Below are 19761 nucleotides of genomic sequence, written 5' to 3'. Positions count from 1 at the left end.
CGACTCGGTCAACAGCGCCGACCCGCCGACCAGTAGACGCTGTCCGCGGCGATCCAAGCTGCCCCACACCGGCATGGCGGCATCGCAACTCTGGCCGGCTCCCGCCGTCAGCGCATACGGTCTCGACCGCTCACACCTCGGACGAAATGTGTCCCGCCACCAGTTGTTCGACGAGCTTGGCACTGCCCGCGGCAAGCGTCAGCCCAAGCCCGCCGTGTCCGGCGTTGATGATCAGGTTCGTGCCGGGAACGGCCCGGATGATCGGTAGCGACGTCGGCGTCGCCGGCCGCAGGCCACTCCACGGGCTGTTCGGTTCGAGGTTGCACACGCCTGGATAAAGCTCCTCGAGGCTGCGTGCCAGCGTCGTGGCCCTCGCTTGCAGCACCGTGTTCTCGTAGCCGTCGATCTCGGCCATGCCCGCAACGCGCAGCATGCCGCCCACCGGCGCGTAGACCGTCTTCTGGCCCAGGTGAGTGACGCTGACCTTGGGGCGGCGCTCGCCACGGAAACCCAGGGTCAGGCTGTAGCCGCGGATGGGATAGATGGGCAGATGCAAGCCGAATGTCGAGGCCAGCCTTGCGGCTTGCGGGCCGGCGGCGAGCACGAAGGCATCGGCGGACACCTCAGACGCAGACGTCCGCACCGCAGCGATCGCGCTGCCTTTGCGCCGCAATGCTTCGACGCGCTCTCCGAACAGCGTCGTGCCGCCCAGGGAACGCAGACTTCTTACGAGCTCGCCGCAGAGGAGCCGCGGGTCGGCGACACATTCGCCGGGCGTCCAGACGCCACCGACGAAGGGCGCCGCGCTGCCGGACAGCGCGGGCTCGATGGCAAGGCATTCCGACCGGCCGACGACACTCTGCTCGGACCCGAAGGACGCCTGGAGGCGCACCTGGGCCTCCTGGCGCCGCAGCGTCGCCGTATCCGGGCAGAGCACCAGCTTGCCGTTGCGGGCGAACGAGAACTGCCATGCTTCGGTGCGCATCCAATCGTCGAGCGTTTCGCGGCTCGAGCGAGCGAGTTCCAGCAACTGCCGGGTAGCCCGCTGCACCTGCGTCTTGCGGCAAGCCATCAGGAAGCGGGCGCCCCAGGCCCATTGCCGCCAGTCGGCGCGCAACCGAAAACGCACCGGCGAGGCTCTGCTTAGGAGCAGCTTGGGCAGCGCGCGCAGCGTCGCCGGCGATGCGAACGGCTCGACGTAGGCGTAGCTGAGCTGGGCACCGTTCGCAGCGCTCGTCAGCATGCCGGGTGCGGAACGCTCGTCCACGAGGGTGACGCGATGGCCGGCTCGGGCCAGCTGGTAGGCGGTGGCGCAGCCGACGATGCCGGCGCCGATGACGCAGATGCGACTCATGCGGCGCCCGCGCCTCCCCGGCGCGCCCGATCGACCGCGAGCATCGCGGTCGCGACGTCGGCAAGGCCGACGCCAACGGACTTGAAGACGGTGATGTCGTCCGGCGATGCCGGAGCCCAGCCCTGCTCTTCACGGTAGAGCGCCGGCAGATCGACGAGCTTCGCAAGGTCACGCCCCTCGACCCAGAGCGCGACCTCGCCGGCTTCGGTGAGGCATTGCGGCTTCCACTCGACGACGATGCGTGCGGCCCGCGTCATCGTCGCGTCATCCAGTTCGCGGTTCTTGGGCGTGCTGGTCCCGATCGCGGAGACGAAGGCGCCCGGCGCCAGCCAGCGGCCGTCGAACACCGGGCTCGCCGAGCGCGTCGCCGTCACGACGATGTCGGCGTCGCGCACCGCCGACTCGGCCGACGCCATGCGAACGCGAGCCCCGCTGGCCGCCTGCAATTCCTCGCACCAGGACGCCGGCGCGGCCGGATCGACGACATGGATCTCCTCGAATCGAAAGCGCTCGACGAGGGCCATGGCCTGCGACCGACCTTGCAGACCGGCACCGAACAACGCCAGCTTGGCCGCCGCGGGCTTGGCCATCCGGCTCGCGGCCAGCGCCGTGATCGCAGCGGTTCGAAAGCGCGTCAGCTCGTTGCCGTCGAGCAGCGCGAGCGGTGTGTTGCTCGCGAGGTCGAACAGCAGCACGGAGAAGCTGAACTGCCCCGCGACGGTTGGATAGACCTTGACCCCGGCAACCTCGCGCGCCGCCCAGATCGCGCCCATCGTGCTCAGACGCAGGCTGGCGATGTCGGTGCGCTGGCGCGTATGGATCGCGGCACGATCCCGGGCGAGGTCGGCGAAAGCCTCGTCGAGCACCTTCACCACGGCGCTGAAATCGAGGATGGAGGCGATCTGGTGGTCAGTGAGGGTCAGCATGATCGAGAAGCGTGGAGTAGAGAGATGCGATGCCGGCGGCGCCGCTGCTGGCATGGCGGCGGCGCGGGAATCCGTGAGCCGGGTGCGTTTGCTTTCGAGCGGCCACGCACCGAACCGTCGTCAGGCGCTAGGCCAACCCCCGAGGCACCGCTTCGTGCCATGTCGTGGCCGCCTCGAACGCACGCGCGGCTCGCAAGACGAGCGGCTCGGCAAGCGGACGCCCGATGAACTGCACGGAAACCGGCAGTCCCTCCGGGGCGGAAAGCCCCGCAGGCACCGCCAGCGAGCACATGTCGAGCAGGTTGACGAAGCGTCCGAAGCGCGAAAGCGGCGTGGACAGTTCGTCGACCTCCGCCACCGGGATGGCGGTGATCGCGTTGGTCGGGAAACAGCAGACGTCGATGCCGTCCATCGCATCGAGCATGTCGCGGCCGGCCTTGTCGCGCAGCTTCTGCAGCTCGATGTATTGCGCGGCGCCGATGTCGCGACCCAACAGGATGCGGCGGCGCACGTGCGGGTCGAACTCGAGCTCTTTCTCGAACAGCTCGCCCAGGTTTGCGTAGCCCTCGGCGCTCATCAGGCTGCCGGCGATGCGCATGGATTCGGTGCAGCTTTGCGGCAACTCGCGCTCCACGAGCCGAGCGCCCATGGCGCGCAAGGTCTCCAGCGCCCCGTCGTACAAGCGCAGCACCTCCGGCTCGGCGAAGCTGCGCTCGCCCTGCGGAAGTACCCATACCCGCAGACCTTCAATACCCTGCTCGATGTGGTGCAGCACGCTACGCGTCGGCGCCTTCAGCGTGACGGGATCGTTCGCATCCGGACCAGCGATGACATCGAGCATCAAGCCTGCGTCGTGCACGGTGCGCGTCAGCACGCCGACGGTGTCGTGCGTGGGGCACAGCTCGAGCACGCCGTGGCGACTCACCAGGCCGCCGGTGGTTTTCAGACCGACGATGCCGCACAGGCCGGCCGGGATGCGGACCGAGCCGCCGGTGTCGGTACCCAGCGCCGCGGTGCAGAAGCCCGCGGCGACCGCGACGGCCGAGCCGCTGCTGGAGCCGCCCGGCACGCGGTGGGTCTCGAGGTCCCAAGGGTTCCAGGGCGTGCCCATGACCGCGTTGGTGCCCCAGCCGCCGAACGCGTACTCGACGGTCTGCGTCTTGCCGATGATCACCGCGCCGGCCGCGCGCAGCCGGGCCACGGCCGTGGCCGTGGTGGCCGAGATGCGCGGCGGTATCGCGAGCGAGCCCGCGCCGAGCTTGCGACCTTCGATTTCGAACAGGTCCTTCACGGCCACGGTCACGCCATGCAGCGGCCCAAGGCGCACGCCGGATGCCGTCATCTGGTCGAGCGCACGTGCGGCGCCGAGCGCCTCGTCGGCATAGACCTCGACGAAGGCGCGCAGCTGGCGATCGAAGCGCGCAATGCGCTCGAGCTGGTGTTCGACCAGCGCCAGGCTGGTGAACTCGCCTTCGCGGATGGCCGCGGCGATGTCGGCGATCGAGGAGTAGGTATGGATTTCGTCGACCTTCATGGTCAGCTCACCCCCACGGCCTGACGGCCGCGCGCGAGGCGCCTGGAAAGAGCGCGCGAAAGCATCGACAACGGGAACGCTGCCGCGAAATAGAACAGGCCCACCAGCAGAAAGATGTGCAGCGGCAAGAAGTACTCGCTGGCCATCGCGCGCGCCGTCAGCATCAGCTCGTCGGTGGCGATCAGCGCGCAAAGCGAGCTGTCCTTGAGCAGCGCGACGTAGCAATTCAGCAGCGGCGGCAGCATCACGCGCATCGCCTGCGGCAGGACGATCCACCCGAACACCTGCAACGGGTGCATGCCGGTCGCCAGCCCCGCCTCGCGCTGCCCCTTGTGCACGGCCGTCAGGCCACCGCTCAGGACTTCGGCGACGTAGGCCGCGCCCTGCAGGCCGAGCCCGAGGATGCCGGCCCAGTAGCCCGACAAGGTCAGGCCGAACGAAGGCAGCCCGAAGTAGAGGGCCAGAAGCAGCGCCAACAACGGCACGGCGCGGAGGAATTCGGAGAACCCGTTCGCCACGGCCCAGACGAGCCGGTTCTTCGAGCGCAGCATCAGCCCGAGCAGACAACCAAGCACCAGCGCGAGCCCGAACCCGAGAAGCGACAGCTCGATCGTCACGCCGACGGCGCCGACCAGGCGCGGCCACCACTCGTGGAGGTAGCTGCCATAGACCTCGAAGAAGTCGCTCATCGGCCGACCTCCAGCCGGCGGCTCATCATCGCGAACATCCAGCTCACCGGGAACACGATGCAGGCGTACAGCAGGATGGCGGCGCCGTAGATCAGTGGCGTCTGGAACGTGGAGGTGACGAGGTTGCGTGCGTAGAACATGATTTCCGGGGCCGCGATCGCCGAGGCGATCGACGTGTCCTTGATCAACTGGCTCGTGTAGTTGCCGATCGACGGCAGCGTCAGTCGCAGCATCTGCGGCAGCAACACGTAGCGCAGCGTCTGCATCGGCGTCAGGCCAGCGGCAAGGGCCGCTTCGCGCTGCCCGGCGTGCACCGCGCGCAGGCCACCGGCGAACACGTCCGACAGGACCGCGGCGCCCACCAGGCCGAGGCCGAGGATCGCGGCCGCGAGCGGCGAGAACCGGATGCCGACCGCCGCGAGGCCGAAATAGAGCAGGAACAGGTGTGCCAGCGCGGGCACGTTGCGCATCCACTCGACGTAGGCACCGATGGCGACACGCAGCACGCGCGAGCGGATGAAGACGATCATGAGCGCTAGCAGGAGACCACCGACGAGCGCGATCGCGGCCGCACCGCCGGCCACCTGCGCAGCCGTGACCGCGCCTGCGAGCAGCGTGCGCAGGATCGAGACGAAATCGAGCGTCATGGCGCCGACTCCGCAGCGCCCTCGCCGATCTGCCCGAGGAAGGCCCGCGTGCGCTCGTGCTGCGGCCTGCAGATGACGTCGCGGGCCCGGCCCTGCTCCACCACGTATCCGCCGTCCATGAAGATCACGCGGTCGGCCACGTCGCGTGCGAACCGGACCTCGTGGGTGACGAGGATCATCGAGCGCCCCTCGTCGGCAAGCTCGCGGATGACGCCCAGCACCTCGCCGACAAGTTCCGGGTCGAGCGCCGAGGTCGGCTCGTCGAACAGGATGAGCTTGGGCTTTTGCGCGAGGGCGCGGGCGATCGCCACGCGCTGCTGCTGACCGCCGGAAAGTCGCTCGGGATACTCCTTCGCCTTGTGCGCGAGATGCACCTTCTCGAGCATCTGGCCGGCCAGCTCGTAGGCCTCGGCGCGGCTCATGCCGGCCGCCTTCATGGGCGCGAGTGCCACGTTGTCGAGCACCGTGAGATGCGGCCACAGGTAAAACAGCTGGAAGACCATCGCGATCTCGCGCCGCTGCGGGGCGAGTTCGCGGTCATTCATGAAGCGGTCTCCGATGCGGCCGATGCGCTTGCCCTCGACCACGATGTCGCCGGCGTCGGGGCGTTCGAGGAAGTTCAGACAGCGCAAACAGGTCGATTTGCCCGAGCCGCTCGGGCCGATCAGCGAGAGCGTCTCGCCGCGCTTCAGATCGAAAGAGATGCCTTTGAGTACCTCGGCGGCACCGTAGCTCTTCTTGAGCCCATCGACGGTCAACAGCGCCTCTTGCATGACGACTCCATCAGGGTTGGATGCGAAAGGCATCCCATGACCCTGATGCTAGGTAGGTCGTCTTTCGGGTCATGGCAGAACGGCCCCGACGGATTGAACGGCAGCGACAGCTAGGGAAACCCCTGGGCACCCTCGCGCGATCGACGTTTCGGCGTCTTCGCAGGCCCTGACCCCTTTCTCTACCTAGACTGCGTTGTCAGCCGCCTTCTTGCAGGAGCGCTTCCATGAACGAGATCGACCTCGACGCCTACTGGATGCCATTTACCGCGAACCGGCAGTTCAAGAAGTCGCCGCGCCTGCTGGCGCGCGCCGAGGGCATGCACTTCTGGACGCCCGAGGGCCGCGAGGTGCTCGACGGCATCGCCGGCCTGTGGTGCGTGAACGCCGGCCATGGCCGGCCGAAGATCGTCGAGGCGATCCGCCGGCAGGCGGGCGAACTCGACTTCGCGCCGCCCTTCAACATGGGCCATCCGAAGCAGTTCGAGCTCGCCGAGCGGCTGGTGCAGATCGCGCCGGCCGGCATGAGCAAGGTGTTCTTCACCAACTCGGGCTCGGAGTCGGTCGACACCGCGCTGAAGATGGCGCTGGCCTACCACCGCGCGCGCGGCGAGGGCCAGCGCACCCGGCTGATCGGCCGCGAGCGCGGCTACCACGGCGTCAACTTCGGCGGCATCTCGGTCGGCGGCATGGTCGCCAACCGCAAGATGTTCGGCGCGATGCTGGCGGGCGTCGATCACATCCGCCACACGCACGACGCGCGCAACGCCTTCAGCCTCGGCCAGCCCGCGCACGGCGCGGAGATCGCCGACGACCTGGAGCGCCTCGTCGCGCTGCACGACGCGAGCACCATCGCCGCGGTGATCGTCGAGCCGGTCGCCGGCTCGACCGGCGTGCTGGTGCCGCCGCAGGGCTACCTCGAACGCCTGCGCGCGATCTGCGACAGGCACGGCATCCTGCTGATCTTCGACGAGGTCATCACCGGCTTCGGCCGCACCGGCGCGCCGTTCGCGGCGCAGCGCTTCGGCGTCACGCCCGACCTGATGACGCTCGCCAAGGGCCTGACGAACGGCTGCGTGCCGATGGGCGCGGTGTTCGCGAAGCAGTCGGTCCACGACGCCTTCATGAGCGGCCCGGAGCACCTGATCGAGTTCTTCCACGGCTACACATACTCGGGCCACCCGCTGGCCTGCGCCGCGGCGCTCGGCACGCTGGACACCTACGCCGAAGAGGGATTGCTGACGCGCGCCGCCGAACTGGAGCCCTACTTCGCCGAAGCCGTTCACGGCTTCAAGGGCAGGCCGCACGTGATCGACGTGCGCAACATCGGCCTGATGGCCGGCATCGAGCTGCAGCCGCGCGAGGGCGAGCCGGGCAAGCGCGCCTTCGAGGTTTTCCTCGACTGCTGGGATCAAGGCGTGCTCGTGCGCACCACCGGCGACACGATCGCGCTGACGCCGCCGCTCATCGCCGGCCGGCAGCACGTCGACCGGATCGTCGCGACGCTGCACGAGGCGATAGGGCGGGTCGCTTGAGTCGAGCCGCGATGCCGCAACGGCCGGTGGTGCTGGTGCCTGCGTGCAACCGCAGGCTCGGGCAGCACGCCTTCCACGTCGCCGGGCAGAAGTACGTCGATGCGGTGCGGCTCGCGGGCGCGCTGCCGCTGGTCGTGCCCTCGGCCGACGCGGCCGAGCTCGACGCGCTGATCGGGCTGGCCGACGGCGTGCTGCTGACCGGCTCGCCCAGCAACGTCCACCCCAGTCATTTCGGCGAAGCGGTGCTCGACGCCAGCCTGCCGCTCGACGCGGTGCGCGATGCCTGGACGCTGCCGCTGGTGCGCGCGGCGATCGAGCGTGGCCTGCCGCTGTTCGCGATCTGCCGCGGCTTCCAGGAGATGAACGTCGCGCTCGGCGGCAGCCTTCACCAGGCGGTCCAGGAGCAGCCGGGGCTGATGGACCACCGCGACCGCGACGACGATCCGGTCGAACGGCAGTACGGCCCGGCGCATGCGGTCGAGGTGCTGCCGGGCGGCATGCTCGAGCCGCTGTTCGGCGCCACGAGCTTCGAGGTCAACAGCCTGCATGGCCAGGGGGTGAAGCGCCTGGCCGAAGGCCTGCGCGTCGAGGCGCGCGCGCCGGACGGCGTGGTCGAGGCCTTCAGCCTGCCGGGCGCGCCGGGTTTCGTGCTCGGCGTGCAGTGGCATCCCGAATGGCGCGCGGCCGAGAACCCGGTGTCGATGAAGCTGCTCGGCGCCTTCGGCGACGCCTGCCGCCGCTACCGCGCGACCAGGACAACAACAGTGAGGTGATCCCATGGTGGCCCGCGACAGCTACACCTTCAGCGAGCTCGAACGCTGGCTCGACCAGCGCCGCGTCACCGAGATCGAATGCCTGGTGCCCGACCTCACCGGCGTCGCTCGCGGCAAGATCCTGCCGCGCGAGAAGTTCACCGAGGACCGCGGCATGCGCCTGCCCGAGGCGGTGGTCGCGATGGGCGTGACCGGCGAGTTCCCCGAGGAAGGGCCGTACTACGACGTCATCAGCCCGACCGACCAGGACATGCACCTGCTGCCCGACCCGAGCACGGTACGCATCGTCCCCTGGGCCAGCGACCCGACCGCCCAGGTCATCCACGACTGCTACGACCGCGACGGCAAGCTCGTGCCCTTCGCGCCGCGCTCGGTGCTGCGGCGCGTGTGCGAACTGTTCGAAGCCGAGGGCTGGAACCCGGTCGTCGCGCCCGAGCTGGAGTTCTACCTGGTCGCGCGCAACACCGACCCCGACGTGCCGCTGAAGCCGCCGATCGGCCGCAGCGGGCGCAGCGAGACCTCGCGCCAGGCCTATTCGATCGACGCGGTCAACGAGTTCGATCCGCTGTTCGAGGACGTCTACGCCTATTGCCAGCAGATGGAGCTGGGCGTGGACACGCTGATCCACGAGATCGGCGCCGGCCAGATGGAGATCAACTTCTTCCACGACCGGCCGCTGCAACTCGCCGACGAGGTGTTCTTCTTCAAGCGCACCGTGCGCGAGGCCGCGCTGCGCCACAACATGTTCGCCACCTTCATGGCCAAGCCGATCGCGGGCGAGCCGGGCAGCGCGATGCACATCCACCAGAGCGTCGTGAAGAAGAGCGATGGCCTGAACCTGTTCAGCAATGCCGACGGCACGCCGAGCCGGGAGTTCTACTGGTACATCGGCGGGCTTCAGAAGTACATCCCGGCGGCGATGGCGCTGTTCGCCCCCTACGTCAACAGCTACCGGCGGCTCGCGCGCTTCACCTCGGCGCCGATCAACATCCAATGGGGCGTCGACAACCGCACGGTGGGCATCCGCAGCCCGGTCGCGACGCCGGCGTCGCGCCGCATCGAAAACCGCGTGATCGGCGCCGACGCCAACCCCTACGCAGCGCTCGCCGCGACGCTCGCCTGCGGCTGGCTCGGCCTCAAGCACCGCATCGAGCCCAGCGCCGAGTGCAAGGGCGACGCCTACCTCGGCGACTACGCGCTGCCGCGCAGCCTAGGCGAGGCGCTCGCGCTGCTGCGCCAGGAAAAGGACCTGGCCGAGGTGCTGGGCGAAGGCTTCATCACCGTCTACACCGAGGTGAAGGAGATCGAATACGCCGAATTCATGAAGGTGATCTCGCCGTGGGAGCGCGAGCACCTGCTGCTCCACGTCTGATGGCCGCGCGCAGCACCCGGGAGTGGCAGGCCGCCGACGCGCGGCACTTCCTCCATCCCTTCACCGACTTCCAGGCGCTCGCCGCGAAGGGCGCGCGGATCATCGAGCGGGCCGACAACATCTGGCTGTGGGACAGCGAGGGCCGCAAGATCCTCGACGCGATGAGCGGCCTGTGGTGCGTGAACGTCGGCTACGGCCAGCGCGAGCTGATCGACGCGGCCACCGCGCAGCTCGAGCGCCTGCCCTTCTACAACGCCTTCTTCCAGACCGCGACGCCGCCGGCGATCGAACTCGCCGAACTGCTGGCGGAGCTGACGCCGCCGTCGTTCCGGCACGTGTTCTTCGGCGGCTCCGGCTCCGAAGGCAACGACACCGTCGTGCGCATGGTCCGCCGCTACTGGGATCTGCAGGGCCAGCCGCGACGCAAGCTGATCATCGGCCGCTGGAACGGCTACCACGGCTCGACGATGGCCGGCGCCTCGCTGGGCGGCATGGCCGGCATGCATGCGCAAGGCGGCTTGCCGATCCCGGACATCGCGCACATCGAGCAGCCGCACTGGTTCGCGCACGGCCGGCCCGCGGGGCTGAGCCGCGAAGCCTTCGGCATCGAAGCGGCCGGCTGGCTCCAACGGAAGATCCTCGAAGCCGGCCCCGACCGCGTGGCCGCCTTCATCGGCGAGCCGGTGCAAGGCGCGGGCGGCGTGATCGTGCCGCCCGCGAGCTACTGGCCCGAGGTGCAGCGCATCTGCGACCGGCACGGCGTGCTGCTGGTCAGCGACGAGGTGATCTGCGGCTTCGGGCGCACCGGCGCGTGGTGGGGCAGCGAAACGATGGGCTTCCGGCCCGACCTGATGACGTTCGCGAAAGGCGTCACCTCGGGCTACGTCCCGCTGGGCGGCGTGATGGTCGGCGAGCGCGTCGCGAAGGCGCTGATCGAGCAAGGCGGGGAGTTCGAGCACGGCTACACCTACAGCGGCCATCCGGTCGCCTGCGCGGTGGCGCTGGCCAACATCCGGCTGATCCGGCGCGAGGGCCTGGTCGAGCGCGTGGCGGAAGACGTCGGGCCCTACCTGGCCGAGCGCTTCGCCGAGCTGGCCGCGCACCCGATGGTCGGCGAGGTGCAGACCTGCGGCTTGATGGGCGCGATCCAGCTCGTCAAGGACAAGGCCTCGGGCGCTGCCTTCGCGCCGGAGCTCGGCGTCGGCATGGTCTGCCGCGGCCACTGCTTCGAGCAGGGCTTGATCATGCGGGCGGTCGGCGACCGGATGATCGTCGCGCCGCCGCTGGTGATCACCCGTGCGCAGATCGACGAGATGGTCGGGCTGATCCGCCGGTGCATCGAGCTGACGCTGGCCGATGCCCGCGCGCGCGGCTGGGTCTGAGGCCGCCGCCCACACTGGCTCCCTCTTCCTGCCTCACGCGGCGCCCACCGGGCGCCTTCCTCGCCATGGCCACCTCCTCCACCAGCATCGACTGGCGCGCCCGCGCCGCCTCGGCCCGCTTCGACGGCCGCGCCTTCATCGGCGGTGAACGCCGCGCCGCGCGCGACGGCCAGACCTTCGACAAGCGCTCGCCGATCGACGGCCGCGCGCTCGGCCCCGTCGCGCGCGGCCAGGCCGCCGACATCGACGCCGCGGTCGCCGCCGCGCGCGCTGCGTTCGACGACGGCCGCTGGGCGAAGCGCGCGCCCGCGCAGCGCAAGCGCACGCTGCTCGCCTTCGCCGACCGGATCCTCGCGGCCAAGGACGAGCTCGCGCTGCTCGAGACGCTCGACATGGGCAAGCCGATCCAGCACGCCCTCGCGGTGGACGGGCCCTCCGCCGCGCGCTGCATCGCCTGGTACGCCGAAGCCGTCGACAAGATCTACGACGAGATCGCGCCGACGGCGCCGAGCGCGCTCGCCCTGATCCAGCGCGAGCCGATGGGCGTGATCGGCGCGATCGTCCCCTGGAACTACCCGATGATCATGGCCGCGTGGAAGCTCGGGCCCGCGCTCGCGGCCGGTAACTCGGTGGTGCTCAAGCCCAGCGAGAAAAGCCCGTACACGGCCTTGCGGCTCGCCGAGCTCGCGCTCGAAGCCGGCCTGCCGCCCGGCGTGTTCAACGTGGTGCCCGGCTATGGGCACGAGGCCGGCGAGGCGCTCGCGCTGCACAGCGATGTCGATGCGATCGGCTTCACCGGCTCGACGCGCGTGGGCCGCAAGATGCTCGAGTACGCGAGCCGCAGCAACCTCAAGCGCGTCTACAACGAGCTCGGCGGCAAGAGCGCCTTCGTCGTCTTCCCCGACTTCAAGGACCTCGAGCGCTGCGCCAAGACGCTCGCCGGCAGCATGTTCTTCAACCAGGGCGAGAGCTGCAACGCGCCTTCGCGGCTGCTGGTGCACGCGAGCATCGCCGACGACTTCGCCCGGCGCGTCGCGGCGGAGGCGTCGAAGTACCGGCCGGCCGATCCGCTCGATGCGAAGACGACGATGGGCGCGCTCGTCGACGAAGGCCAGTTGGGCACGGTACTGGGCTACATCGACGCGGGCCGCGAAGAAGGCGCGACGGTGCTCGCCGGCGGCACGCAGGCGCGTGCCGACAGCGGCGGCTACTACGTCGAGCCGACCGTCTTCGACGGCGTGCGCAACGACATGAAGATCGCCCGCGAAGAGATCTTCGGCCCGGTCGTCTCGGTGATCCGCTTCGACAACGAAGCCGAGGCGATCCGCCTGGCGAACGACTCCACCTACGGCCTGCAGGCCAGCGTGTGGTCGAGCCAGATCGACCGCGCGCACCGCGTCGCGCGCGCGCTGCGCGCCGGCACCGTGCACGTCAACCAGTACGACGAGGACGACCTCACCGTGCCCTTCGGCGGCTACAAGCAAAGCGGCAACGGCCGCGACAAGAGCCTGCACGCCTTCGACAAGTACACCGAGCTGAAGACGACCTGGCTGCGCGTCGACGCGCAGTGAGGCCGATCACGGACCGATGCGCCGCGCAAGCGATCGGTCGGTGCCCGCGTTCGACGGGCGGCGCGGCCCCTACACTCGCCGCTCGCTCCGGGGTGCCACGCGCTGAGACGGCCTGACCAGGCCGAACCCGAGAACTTGATCCGGTTCGTACCGGCGAAAGAAGAGCCTCGCTACGCAGTGCTGCGGCCTCATGGGCCGCAGGCATCCCGGCGCAGCGGTCCTCCGGAGCTTTTGGTCCAGCCTCCAGGAGCGCACCGCGATGAACGCACCCGACACCTTCGAGCCGCTGCTCGCCTTGACGCGCGAGCCCTTCCCCGCATCGAGCAAGGTCCACGTGGCCGGCGCGCAGGCCGGCGTCGCGGTGCCGATGCGTGAGATCGCGTTGACGAACGGTGAGCGCATCACCGTCTACGACACCTCCGGCCCCTATACCGATCCGCGCATCGCGATCGACGTGCGCTCGGGCCTGCCTGCACTGCGCGCCGCGTGGATCGAAGCCCGCGGCGACACCGAGGCCTACGCCGGCCGCGAACGCCAGGCGATCGACGACGGTCAGCGCCGCATCGACGGCGGCGACCGCATCGACGCGCTGCGCTCCGAAGCCGGTGGGCTGCAGCGCACGCCGCGCCGCGCCACGGCCGGCGGCAACCGCAGTGGCAACGTCACGCAGATGCACTACGCCCGCCGCGGCATCGTCACGCCCGAGATGGAGTTCGTCGCGATCCGCGAAAACGGCCGGCGCGAATGGATGCGCGAGTACCTCGGCGACGCCGAACGCGAAGCCCGCCTGCGCGGCGACCCGCGCGGCGCGCGCATCCCTGAGACGATCACGCCCGAGTTCGTGCGCGACGAGATCGCACGCGGCCGCGCGATCCTGCCCGCGAACATCAACCATCCCGAGGTCGAGCCGATGGCGATCGGCCGCAACTTTCGCGTGAAGATCAACGCGAACATCGGCAACTCGGCGCTCACGTCGAGCATCGAGGAAGAGGTCGAGAAGCTCGTCTGGGCTATCCGCTGGGGCGCGGACACGGTGATGGACTTGTCCACCGGCAGGAACATCCACACCACGCGCGACTGGATCGTGCGCAACTCGCCGGTGCCCATCGGCACGGTGCCGATCTACCAGGCGCTGGAGAAGGTGGGCGGCGTCGCCGAAGACCTGACGTGGGCGATCTTTCGCGACACGCTCGTCGAGCAGGCCGAGCAAGGCGTCGACTACTTCACCATCCACGCGGGCCTGCGCCTGGCGTTCATCCACCTCACGACGAAGCGGCGCACCGGCATCGTTTCGCGCGGGGGCTCGATCCTCGCGAAGTGGTGCATCACGCATCACAAGGAAAACTTCCTCTACACGCACTTCGAGGAGATCTGCGAAATCATGCGGGCCTACGACGTGAGCTTCTCACTCGGCGACGGCCTGCGCCCCGGCAGCGGCGCCGACGCGAACGACGAGGCCCAGTTCGCCGAGCTGCGCACGCTCGGCGAACTCACGCAGGTGGCGTGGAAGCACGACGTGCAGACCATGATCGAAGGCCCGGGCCACGTGCCCATGCACCTGATCCAGGCCAACATGGATGAGCAGTTGAAGCACTGCCACGAAGCGCCGTTCTACACGCTGGGGCCGCTGACGATCGACATCGCCCCGGGCTACGACCACATCGCCAGCGCGATCGGCGCCGCGATGATCGGCTGGATGGGCACCGCGATGCTCTGCTACGTGACGCCGAAGGAGCACCTCGGCCTGCCCGATCGCGACGACGTGAAGCAAGGCATCGTCGCCTACAAGATCGCCGCGCACGCGGCCGACGTGGCCAAGGGCCACCCCGGCGCCCGCGCGCACGACGACGCGATGAGCCGCGCGCGCTTCGAATTCCGCTGGCGCGACCAGTTCGCGCTCGCGCTCGACCCCGACACCGCACGCGACTTCCACGACGAGACGCTGCCCAAGGACGCGTCGAAGGAAGCGCACTTCTGCAGCATGTGCGGCCCGAAGTTCTGCTCGATGAAGATCACGCAGGACGTGCGCGCCGCCATCCCGATCGCCGAAGACCGGGCTCCGCGGTGAGGGTCGGCATCGCCGGCGCCGGCCTGCTGGGCCGGCTTCTCGCGTGGCGGCTCGCGAACGCGGGGCATGCGGTGCAGGCCTTCGATCCGGCCGCGGATGCGCGGGCGCCGGCAGTCGGCCGCATCGGGCCAGGCGCGCCGCCGCATGCCGCCGCTTTCACCGCGGCCGGCATGCTGAGCCCGCTGGGCGAGCTGGAGCACGCGGCGCCCGGGATCGCCGGACTCGGCTGGCGCTCGCTCGCACGCTGGCGCGAGATCGCTTCGGCCCTGCAGGCGCCCGCGCTGCTGCGCATGAACGGCAGCCTCTTCGTCGCGCACCCCGGCGATGCGGGCACCGAGCAGCGCGTGCTCGGGCGCGTGCAGGCGGGCGCGGCTGCGCTGGCACCGGCGCTTCGGCCGCAGCGCCTTTCGGCCGACGAACTCGCCGCCCTCGAACCCGCGCTCTCGCCGCGCCTGCACGCATGGCACCTCCCGGGCGAGGGGCAGCTGCTGCCGCGCGAGCTGCTCGAAGCGCTGTGCGCCGCGGCCCCTTCCGTGCGCTGGCACTGGAACCGGCGGGCCGAGGCGGTCGAGCCCGGCGCGCTGATCGTGAACGGCGAACGGCTGCGCTTCGATCTCGCGATCGACACGCGCGGCCTCGGCGCGCGCGACGCGCTGCCCTTGCGCGCGGTGCGCGGCGAACTGCTCTGGCTGCACGCCCCTGGCGTGCCGCTGGGCCGGCCGCTGCGGCTCGTGCATCCGCGCCTGCGCGTCTACCTCGTGCCGCGGCCGGGCGACATCGTCGTCGTCGGCGCGAGCGAGATCGAAAGCGAGGACCGCTCGCCGGTGAGCCTGCGCACCGCGCTGGAGCTGATGGCGGCGGCGCACAGCGTGCTGCCCGAGCTGGCCGAGGCGCGCGTCGTCCACATGGAAACCAACCTGCGCCCCGCCCTGCCCGACAACGCACCGCGCGTGCATGCCGAGTGCGGCCTGCTGCGCATCAACGGCCTGTTCCGCCACGGCTGGCTGGTCGCGCCGGCACTGGTGGACGACGCGCTGGAGGCGATCGGCGATGGATGAGGTGCGCATCAACGACCGCGCCGTGCCCTGGCGCGAAGGCCTGGACCTCGCGCAGGCGCTCGATGCGCTCGGCATCGAGGCGGGCCGCGTCGCGACGGCCCTCAACGGCGACTTCGTCGCGCGCGAGCGCCGCGCCGCGACGCTGCTCGCGCCGGGCGACGCGGTCGCCGTCTTCGCCACCATCGTCGGAGGTTGACCCGCATGCGCGACGCATGGACCGTCTACGACACGCCGCTCGCCAGCCGCTTCCTGCTCGGCAGCGCCGGCTACCCGTCGCCGCAGGTGCTGCGCGATGCGATCGCCGCTTCCGGCGCGCAGGTCGTCACGCTGGGCCTCAGGCGCCTGCACCTCGGCCACGGCGGCGACGCCGACGCGTTCGTGCGCATCGTGCAGGCCAGCGGCGCGCGGCTGCTGCCCAACACCGCCGGCTGCCGCACCGCGCGCGAGGCGATCGCGCTCGCGCACATGGCGCGCGAGCTGCACGGCACGCGCTGGATCAAGCTCGAGGTCGTCGGCGACGAGCACACGCTGCAGCCCGACCCCTGGGAGCTGCTCGCCGCCGCGACGAAGCTCGCCCACGACGGCTTCGACGTCTTTCCCTACTGCACCGACGATCTGGTCAGCTGCCAGCGCCTGATCGACGTCGGCTGCCGCGTGCTGATGCCCTGGGGCGCACCCATCGGCTCCGGCCAGGGCCTGCTGAACCCCTGGGCGCTGCGCACGCTGCGTGCGCGCCTGCCCGGCGTGCCACTGATCGTCGATGCCGGACTCGGCGCGCCTTCGCATGCGGCCCAGGCGCTGGAGCTGGGATGCGACGGCGTGCTCGTCAATTCCGCGGTCGCACAGGCGGGCGATCCGGTGCGCATGGCGGCTGCGTTCGCGCGCGCGGTCGAAGGCGGCCGCGCGGGCTACGAGGCCGGGTTGATCGCGCCGCAGGCTTTCGCGGTGGCGAGCACGCCGGTCGGCGGGCGCCCGTTCGTCGTCGGATGAAGCCGCCGATCGTCTGGAGCGTCGCCGGCCTCGACAGCGGCGGGGGCGCCGGCCTCGGCGCCGACCAGCGCATGGCCGAGGCCTGCGGCGTGCACCTGTGCCCGGTGGCCGCGGCGCTGACGGCGCAGAACAGCGTCGCGGTCGAGCGCGTGCAGGCGGTCGAGCCGGCGATGCTCGAAGCGCAGCTCACCGCGCTCGCAAGCGATCTGCCGCCGGCCGCCGTCAAGACCGGCCTGCTCGGCAGCGTGGAGAACGTGGCCGTGCTCGCGCGCTGCATCGACCGACTGCGCGAGCGCGACCCGGCCTTGCCCGTGATCGTCGACCCGGTGCTGCGCGCATCCACCGGCGCGGCCTTCGCCGACGAAGCGCTGATCGCCGCCTACCGCGCGCACCTGGTGCCGCGCGCCAGCGCGATCACGCCGAATCGCGCCGAAGCGACCCGGCTCGCCGGCCCGGTCGCGGGCCCCGCGGACCTGCCCGCGCTTGCGCGTGCGCTGCAAGCGATGGGGGCTGCAAGCGTGTGCATCACCGGCGGCGACATCGAGGAGCCCGAAGCGGCCGAAGCCCTCGACTGGCTTGTGACGGCGCAGGCCCGCGGCTGGCTCGCCGCCGAGCGCGTCGCCACGGCGCACACCCACGGCAGCGGTTGCAGCTTCGCCAGCGCATGGGCTGCCGCCGCGGCACGCGGCTTCGTCGATGCCGATGCCGCCGTGATCGCGAAGATGGCCGCGCAGCATGCCGTGCGGCGCGGCGAACCGTTGGGCGCGGGCGCCGGCGCAGTGCGCGCGGAGGCCGGCTTCATCTTGGGCCGCCTGCCGCGGCTGTCGCTTGATGCGGCGCCGATCGAAGCGACCGTCGAGGCAGGGGCAAGGCTTGCAAGCCGCTTCGAGCCGGGCCTGTACGCGATCGTCGACAGCGCCGAAGCAGCCGAACGCGTCGTGCGGGCGGGCGTGCGCACGGTTCAGTTGCGGATCAAGGCACCGAACGACGCGCAGGCCTTGCGCACGGCGATCGTCCGCGCGCGCGTCGCGACCCGCGCCGCGGGCGCACGGCTCGTCGTCAACGATCACTGGGCGCTGGCCATCGAGCTCGGCGCCGACGCGGTGCATCTGGGCCAGGAAGACCTGCTGGCGCTCGACGCTGCACAGCGCCGCGCGCTCGCTGCTGCGCGGCATGCGGGACTGCGGCTGGGCATCAGCTCGCACAGCCTGTGGGAGCTGTGCCGCGCCCTCGCCTTGCAGCCTGATTACGTCGCCTGCGGCCCGGTGTGGCCGACGACGACGAAGGCCATGCCCTGGCACAGGCAAGGCCTGGGCAACCTGGGCTGGTGGGTGCGTGCGGCCGGGGTGCCGGTGGTCGCCATCGGCGGCGTGCTGGCGCCGGCTCAAGCGGCACTGGCGGCGCGCTGCGGCGCGGCAGGCGTGTGCCTGGTGCGCGCGATCAACGTGGATCCGTCGAGCAGCGTGCCTTGCTTCGCCGCGGCATGGCACGAGGGCCGCGCGGCCGAGCCGATCCCTGCTCCGTCGTGGCCGGTGCCCAGCCTTCCGCGTGCTCAGGCCAGCAGCTGAGAGGCCGGCCTGGGGCTCTTCAATGGCAAGCCGCCGAAAGGCGTGTGCACCGGATGCAGTCCGGCCGCGACGTCGCCGGCCCACAGTTCGTCGAGGCGGCGAAACCGCCAGGTGGCGTTCGATTCCGCGCTCACGATCGCCTCGGCGGACGCGCCCGGGCGGATCTCGACGATCTCGGGAGGCATGGGTTGCCCCGTACGCAGGCAGTAGAACGCCGTGACCGACAGGGGCGATGGCTGGCCGCGCCGGCTTGCGCCGCCCGCCGACGCATTCACGACGCCCAGTCGCTCGGAACGCAGGCGCACGAGCGAGCCGATGGGGTGGTCGCCCATCAGGCGCTTGAACGCCTGCATCACGCACGCGTCGAACTGGCCGTCTTGCGTCCACGTCGCCATGGCCCGCATCGCGGCCACCGGATCCCAGCCGTCCTTGTAGGGGCGGTTCGAAGTGACGGCGTCGTAGACGTCGCAGACGGCGCCCATCCTCGCCAGCAAGGAGATCCGAGGGCCGTCGAGGCGATCCGGATAGCCGCGGCCGTCGGGTCGCTCGTGGTGGTGGCGCGCGACGCTCCTGACGCCCGTGCTCAGGCCGGCGGTGGCCTCGAGCGCGTCGAAGCCCAGCTCGGGATGGCGGCGGACGACGGCGAATTCATCTTCCGTCAGCCGGCCCGGCTTGGCGAAGACGTGTGCCGGCAAGAAGGCCTTGCCGATGTCGTGAAGCAACCCCGCGAGCGCGGCTTCGCGTCGCTGTTTTTCGTCGAGCCGCATCTCGCGAGCGAGGCAGGCCATCAGCACACAGACGGCCACCGAGTGCATGCACGCGTAGTCGCGGTGCGCTTTCAGCCTGACGATGCTCGGCAGACAGGCCTCGTCGCCCTCTAGCGACGCGAGCAAGCCGCTCACGGTTGCCTCGGCCAGCGCCAGCGGGAGAGGCTCGCCGTGCGCCGCCTTTTCGAACAAGACCTCCACCTGCGTCAGTGCGGTCCGCGCCTCGGCATGGGCGCGGGCAAGCGACCCGGCCATCGGCACTTCCGCCGAAGGCAGCAGGATCTCGCGGCTGGGCGAGGCGCGCGGGCCCGCGGGGCCCGAAGCCATCGCGGTGCGCTGCGGCAGCGGCCCCTCGGCGCGCGTGGCGGGCCGCGCTTGGTCGCCGGGCGCTGCCCGGCGCAGCGGGTCGACCCGCTGCGCCGCGCCACCACTGCCAAGAGGAATGAGGTTCATGAGAAGTCGAGGCGGCACTGCAGGTGCGCCTCGACAGCGTGCACCAAGGTAGCGCGCGGCGCTCCCTGCGCGGCGAAGCACAGCGCGGCCGATCGAAGTCGGCACGCTCCGAACAGGCAACGCGGGCCGGCCGCAGGTCGGTCGGACGGGCGCGCACCGCAATCCGGACGCGCGGCCGCCCGCTCTGCGGTGCATGCCCGTGGCGATCCCCGAAAGCGCCGCGGCAGCCTTGGCCGAGTGGCCGCTGCCGCGTCATCGCCTCGGCGCGCAGCCTGCGACGGGGCAGTGCGACGTCAGGCTCGCT

17 protein-coding genes and 1 riboswitch are annotated in these 19761 nt (G+C 70.7%); of the genes, 10 read left to right on the top strand and 7 right to left on the bottom strand.

What is annotated here, in order from left to right; translation table 11 throughout:
* Nucleotides 1–130: 130 nt before the first annotated feature.
* From VFR90_RS13245 to VFR90_RS13220, 6 genes are all read right to left on the bottom strand, one after another.
* A complete protein-coding gene (locus tag VFR90_RS13245) occupies nucleotides 131–1354 on the bottom strand; it encodes an FAD-dependent oxidoreductase (RefSeq protein WP_326406614.1) in 1224 nt (407 codons plus the stop codon).
* Complete coding sequence (locus VFR90_RS13240; RefSeq protein ID WP_326406613.1) at nucleotides 1351–2280, bottom strand: ornithine cyclodeaminase family protein; 930 nt, start codon at nucleotides 2278–2280, stop codon at nucleotides 1351–1353. Before VFR90_RS13240 ends, VFR90_RS13245 begins: the two co-directional genes overlap by 4 nt.
* Nucleotides 2281–2407: 127 nt before the next feature.
* Nucleotides 2408–3814 (bottom strand): amidase, encoded by a 1407-nt coding sequence (locus tag VFR90_RS13235; RefSeq protein ID WP_326406642.1) that lies wholly within the window; start codon nucleotides 3812–3814, stop codon nucleotides 2408–2410.
* A gap of 2 nt (nucleotides 3815–3816) precedes the next feature.
* Complete coding sequence (locus tag VFR90_RS13230; RefSeq protein ID WP_326406612.1) at nucleotides 3817–4503, bottom strand: amino acid ABC transporter permease; 687 nt, start codon at nucleotides 4501–4503, stop codon at nucleotides 3817–3819.
* Complete coding sequence (locus VFR90_RS13225; protein ID WP_326406611.1) at nucleotides 4500–5150, bottom strand: amino acid ABC transporter permease; 651 nt, start codon at nucleotides 5148–5150, stop codon at nucleotides 4500–4502. The genes VFR90_RS13230 and VFR90_RS13225 overlap by 4 nt, the downstream gene beginning before the upstream one ends.
* Complete coding sequence (locus VFR90_RS13220) at nucleotides 5147–5923, bottom strand: amino acid ABC transporter ATP-binding protein (RefSeq protein WP_326406610.1); 777 nt, start codon at nucleotides 5921–5923, stop codon at nucleotides 5147–5149. The genes VFR90_RS13225 and VFR90_RS13220 overlap by 4 nt, the downstream gene beginning before the upstream one ends.
* 224 nt (nucleotides 5924–6147) lie before the next feature.
* Here VFR90_RS13220 and aptA point away from each other — a divergent pair, with 224 nt between their 5' ends.
* The 10 genes from aptA to VFR90_RS13170 all read left to right on the top strand — a co-directional run bounded on the left by aptA (nucleotide 6148) and on the right by VFR90_RS13170 (nucleotide 18237).
* The gene (aptA, locus tag VFR90_RS13215) at nucleotides 6148–7455 is read left to right on the top strand and encodes an omega-aminotransferase AptA (RefSeq protein ID WP_326406609.1); all 1308 of its coding nucleotides are present in this window, start codon (nucleotides 6148–6150) and stop codon (nucleotides 7453–7455) included.
* Between the two features lie 11 nt (nucleotides 7456–7466).
* On the top strand, nucleotides 7467–8228 hold the full coding sequence (locus VFR90_RS13210) for a gamma-glutamyl-gamma-aminobutyrate hydrolase family protein (protein WP_326406608.1): 762 nt from the start codon (nucleotides 7467–7469) through the stop codon (nucleotides 8226–8228).
* 4 nt (nucleotides 8229–8232) lie between these two features.
* A complete protein-coding gene (locus tag VFR90_RS13205; protein ID WP_326406607.1) occupies nucleotides 8233–9600 on the top strand; it encodes a glutamine synthetase family protein in 1368 nt (455 codons plus the stop codon).
* Nucleotides 9600–10982, top strand: a complete 1383-nt coding sequence (locus VFR90_RS13200) for an aspartate aminotransferase family protein (RefSeq protein ID WP_326406606.1) — start codon at nucleotides 9600–9602, stop codon at nucleotides 10980–10982. Before VFR90_RS13205 ends, VFR90_RS13200 begins: the two co-directional genes overlap by 1 nt.
* A 65-nt stretch (nucleotides 10983–11047) precedes the next feature.
* On the top strand, nucleotides 11048–12553 hold the full coding sequence (locus VFR90_RS13195) for an aldehyde dehydrogenase (RefSeq protein WP_326406605.1): 1506 nt from the start codon (nucleotides 11048–11050) through the stop codon (nucleotides 12551–12553).
* Between the two features lie 78 nt (nucleotides 12554–12631).
* A riboswitch (TPP riboswitch) is annotated at nucleotides 12632–12732 on the top strand.
* 80 nt (nucleotides 12733–12812) lie between these two features.
* Nucleotides 12813–14621, top strand: coding sequence for a phosphomethylpyrimidine synthase ThiC (gene thiC / locus VFR90_RS13190; protein WP_326406604.1), 1809 nt, complete (start codon nucleotides 12813–12815; stop codon nucleotides 14619–14621).
* Nucleotides 14618–15679, top strand: coding sequence for an FAD-dependent oxidoreductase (locus VFR90_RS13185; RefSeq protein WP_326406603.1), 1062 nt, complete (start codon nucleotides 14618–14620; stop codon nucleotides 15677–15679). Before thiC ends, VFR90_RS13185 begins: the two co-directional genes overlap by 4 nt.
* Nucleotides 15672–15875, top strand: a complete 204-nt coding sequence (gene thiS, locus VFR90_RS13180) for a sulfur carrier protein ThiS (protein WP_326406602.1) — start codon at nucleotides 15672–15674, stop codon at nucleotides 15873–15875. The genes VFR90_RS13185 and thiS overlap by 8 nt, the downstream gene beginning before the upstream one ends.
* Before the next feature lie 5 nt (nucleotides 15876–15880).
* Nucleotides 15881–16669, top strand: coding sequence for a thiazole synthase (locus VFR90_RS13175; protein ID WP_326406601.1), 789 nt, complete (start codon nucleotides 15881–15883; stop codon nucleotides 16667–16669).
* A complete protein-coding gene (locus VFR90_RS13170) occupies nucleotides 16666–18237 on the top strand; it encodes a bifunctional hydroxymethylpyrimidine kinase/phosphomethylpyrimidine kinase (RefSeq protein WP_326406600.1) in 1572 nt (523 codons plus the stop codon). The genes VFR90_RS13175 and VFR90_RS13170 overlap by 4 nt, the downstream gene beginning before the upstream one ends.
* Here VFR90_RS13170 and VFR90_RS13165 read toward each other — a convergent pair.
* Nucleotides 18222–19457: an HD-GYP domain-containing protein gene (locus VFR90_RS13165; protein WP_326406599.1), complete on the bottom strand. Its 1236-nt coding sequence runs from the start codon at nucleotides 19455–19457 to the stop codon at nucleotides 18222–18224. The genes VFR90_RS13170 and VFR90_RS13165 overlap by 16 nt on opposite strands.
* Between the last annotated feature and the right edge of the window lie 304 nt (nucleotides 19458–19761).

Origin of the sequence: Methylibium sp. (assembly GCF_035762065.1) — a bacterium.
Lineage (GTDB): Bacteria > Pseudomonadota > Gammaproteobacteria > Burkholderiales > Burkholderiaceae_C > Methylibium.
The sequence above is the reverse complement of the archived record's forward strand: the minus strand, read 5'-3'. Positions and strand labels throughout refer to the sequence as shown.

Coding starts and splice junctions, on each gene's coding strand:
- VFR90_RS13245 (WP_326406614.1), bottom strand. CDS start 1,354: ATGAGTCGCATCTGCGTCATCGGCGCCGGCATCGTCGGCTGCGCCACC.
- VFR90_RS13240 (WP_326406613.1), bottom strand. CDS start 2,280: ATGCTGACCCTCACTGACCACCAGATCGCCTCCATCCTCGATTTCAGC.
- VFR90_RS13235 (WP_326406642.1), bottom strand. CDS start 3,814: ATGAAGGTCGACGAAATCCATACCTACTCCTCGATCGCCGACATCGCC.
- VFR90_RS13230 (WP_326406612.1), bottom strand. CDS start 4,503: ATGAGCGACTTCTTCGAGGTCTATGGCAGCTACCTCCACGAGTGGTGG.
- VFR90_RS13225 (WP_326406611.1), bottom strand. CDS start 5,150: ATGACGCTCGATTTCGTCTCGATCCTGCGCACGCTGCTCGCAGGCGCG.
- VFR90_RS13220 (WP_326406610.1), bottom strand. CDS start 5,923: ATGCAAGAGGCGCTGTTGACCGTCGATGGGCTCAAGAAGAGCTACGGT.
- aptA (WP_326406609.1), top strand. CDS start 6,148: ATGAACGAGATCGACCTCGACGCCTACTGGATGCCATTTACCGCGAAC.
- VFR90_RS13210 (WP_326406608.1), top strand. CDS start 7,467: ATGCCGCAACGGCCGGTGGTGCTGGTGCCTGCGTGCAACCGCAGGCTC.
- VFR90_RS13205 (WP_326406607.1), top strand. CDS start 8,233: ATGGTGGCCCGCGACAGCTACACCTTCAGCGAGCTCGAACGCTGGCTC.
- VFR90_RS13200 (WP_326406606.1), top strand. CDS start 9,600: ATGGCCGCGCGCAGCACCCGGGAGTGGCAGGCCGCCGACGCGCGGCAC.
- VFR90_RS13195 (WP_326406605.1), top strand. CDS start 11,048: ATGGCCACCTCCTCCACCAGCATCGACTGGCGCGCCCGCGCCGCCTCG.
- thiC (WP_326406604.1), top strand. CDS start 12,813: ATGAACGCACCCGACACCTTCGAGCCGCTGCTCGCCTTGACGCGCGAG.
- thiS (WP_326406602.1), top strand. CDS start 15,672: ATGGATGAGGTGCGCATCAACGACCGCGCCGTGCCCTGGCGCGAAGGC.
- VFR90_RS13175 (WP_326406601.1), top strand. CDS start 15,881: ATGCGCGACGCATGGACCGTCTACGACACGCCGCTCGCCAGCCGCTTC.
- VFR90_RS13170 (WP_326406600.1), top strand. CDS start 16,666: ATGAAGCCGCCGATCGTCTGGAGCGTCGCCGGCCTCGACAGCGGCGGG.
- VFR90_RS13165 (WP_326406599.1), bottom strand. CDS start 19,457: ATGAACCTCATTCCTCTTGGCAGTGGTGGCGCGGCGCAGCGGGTCGAC.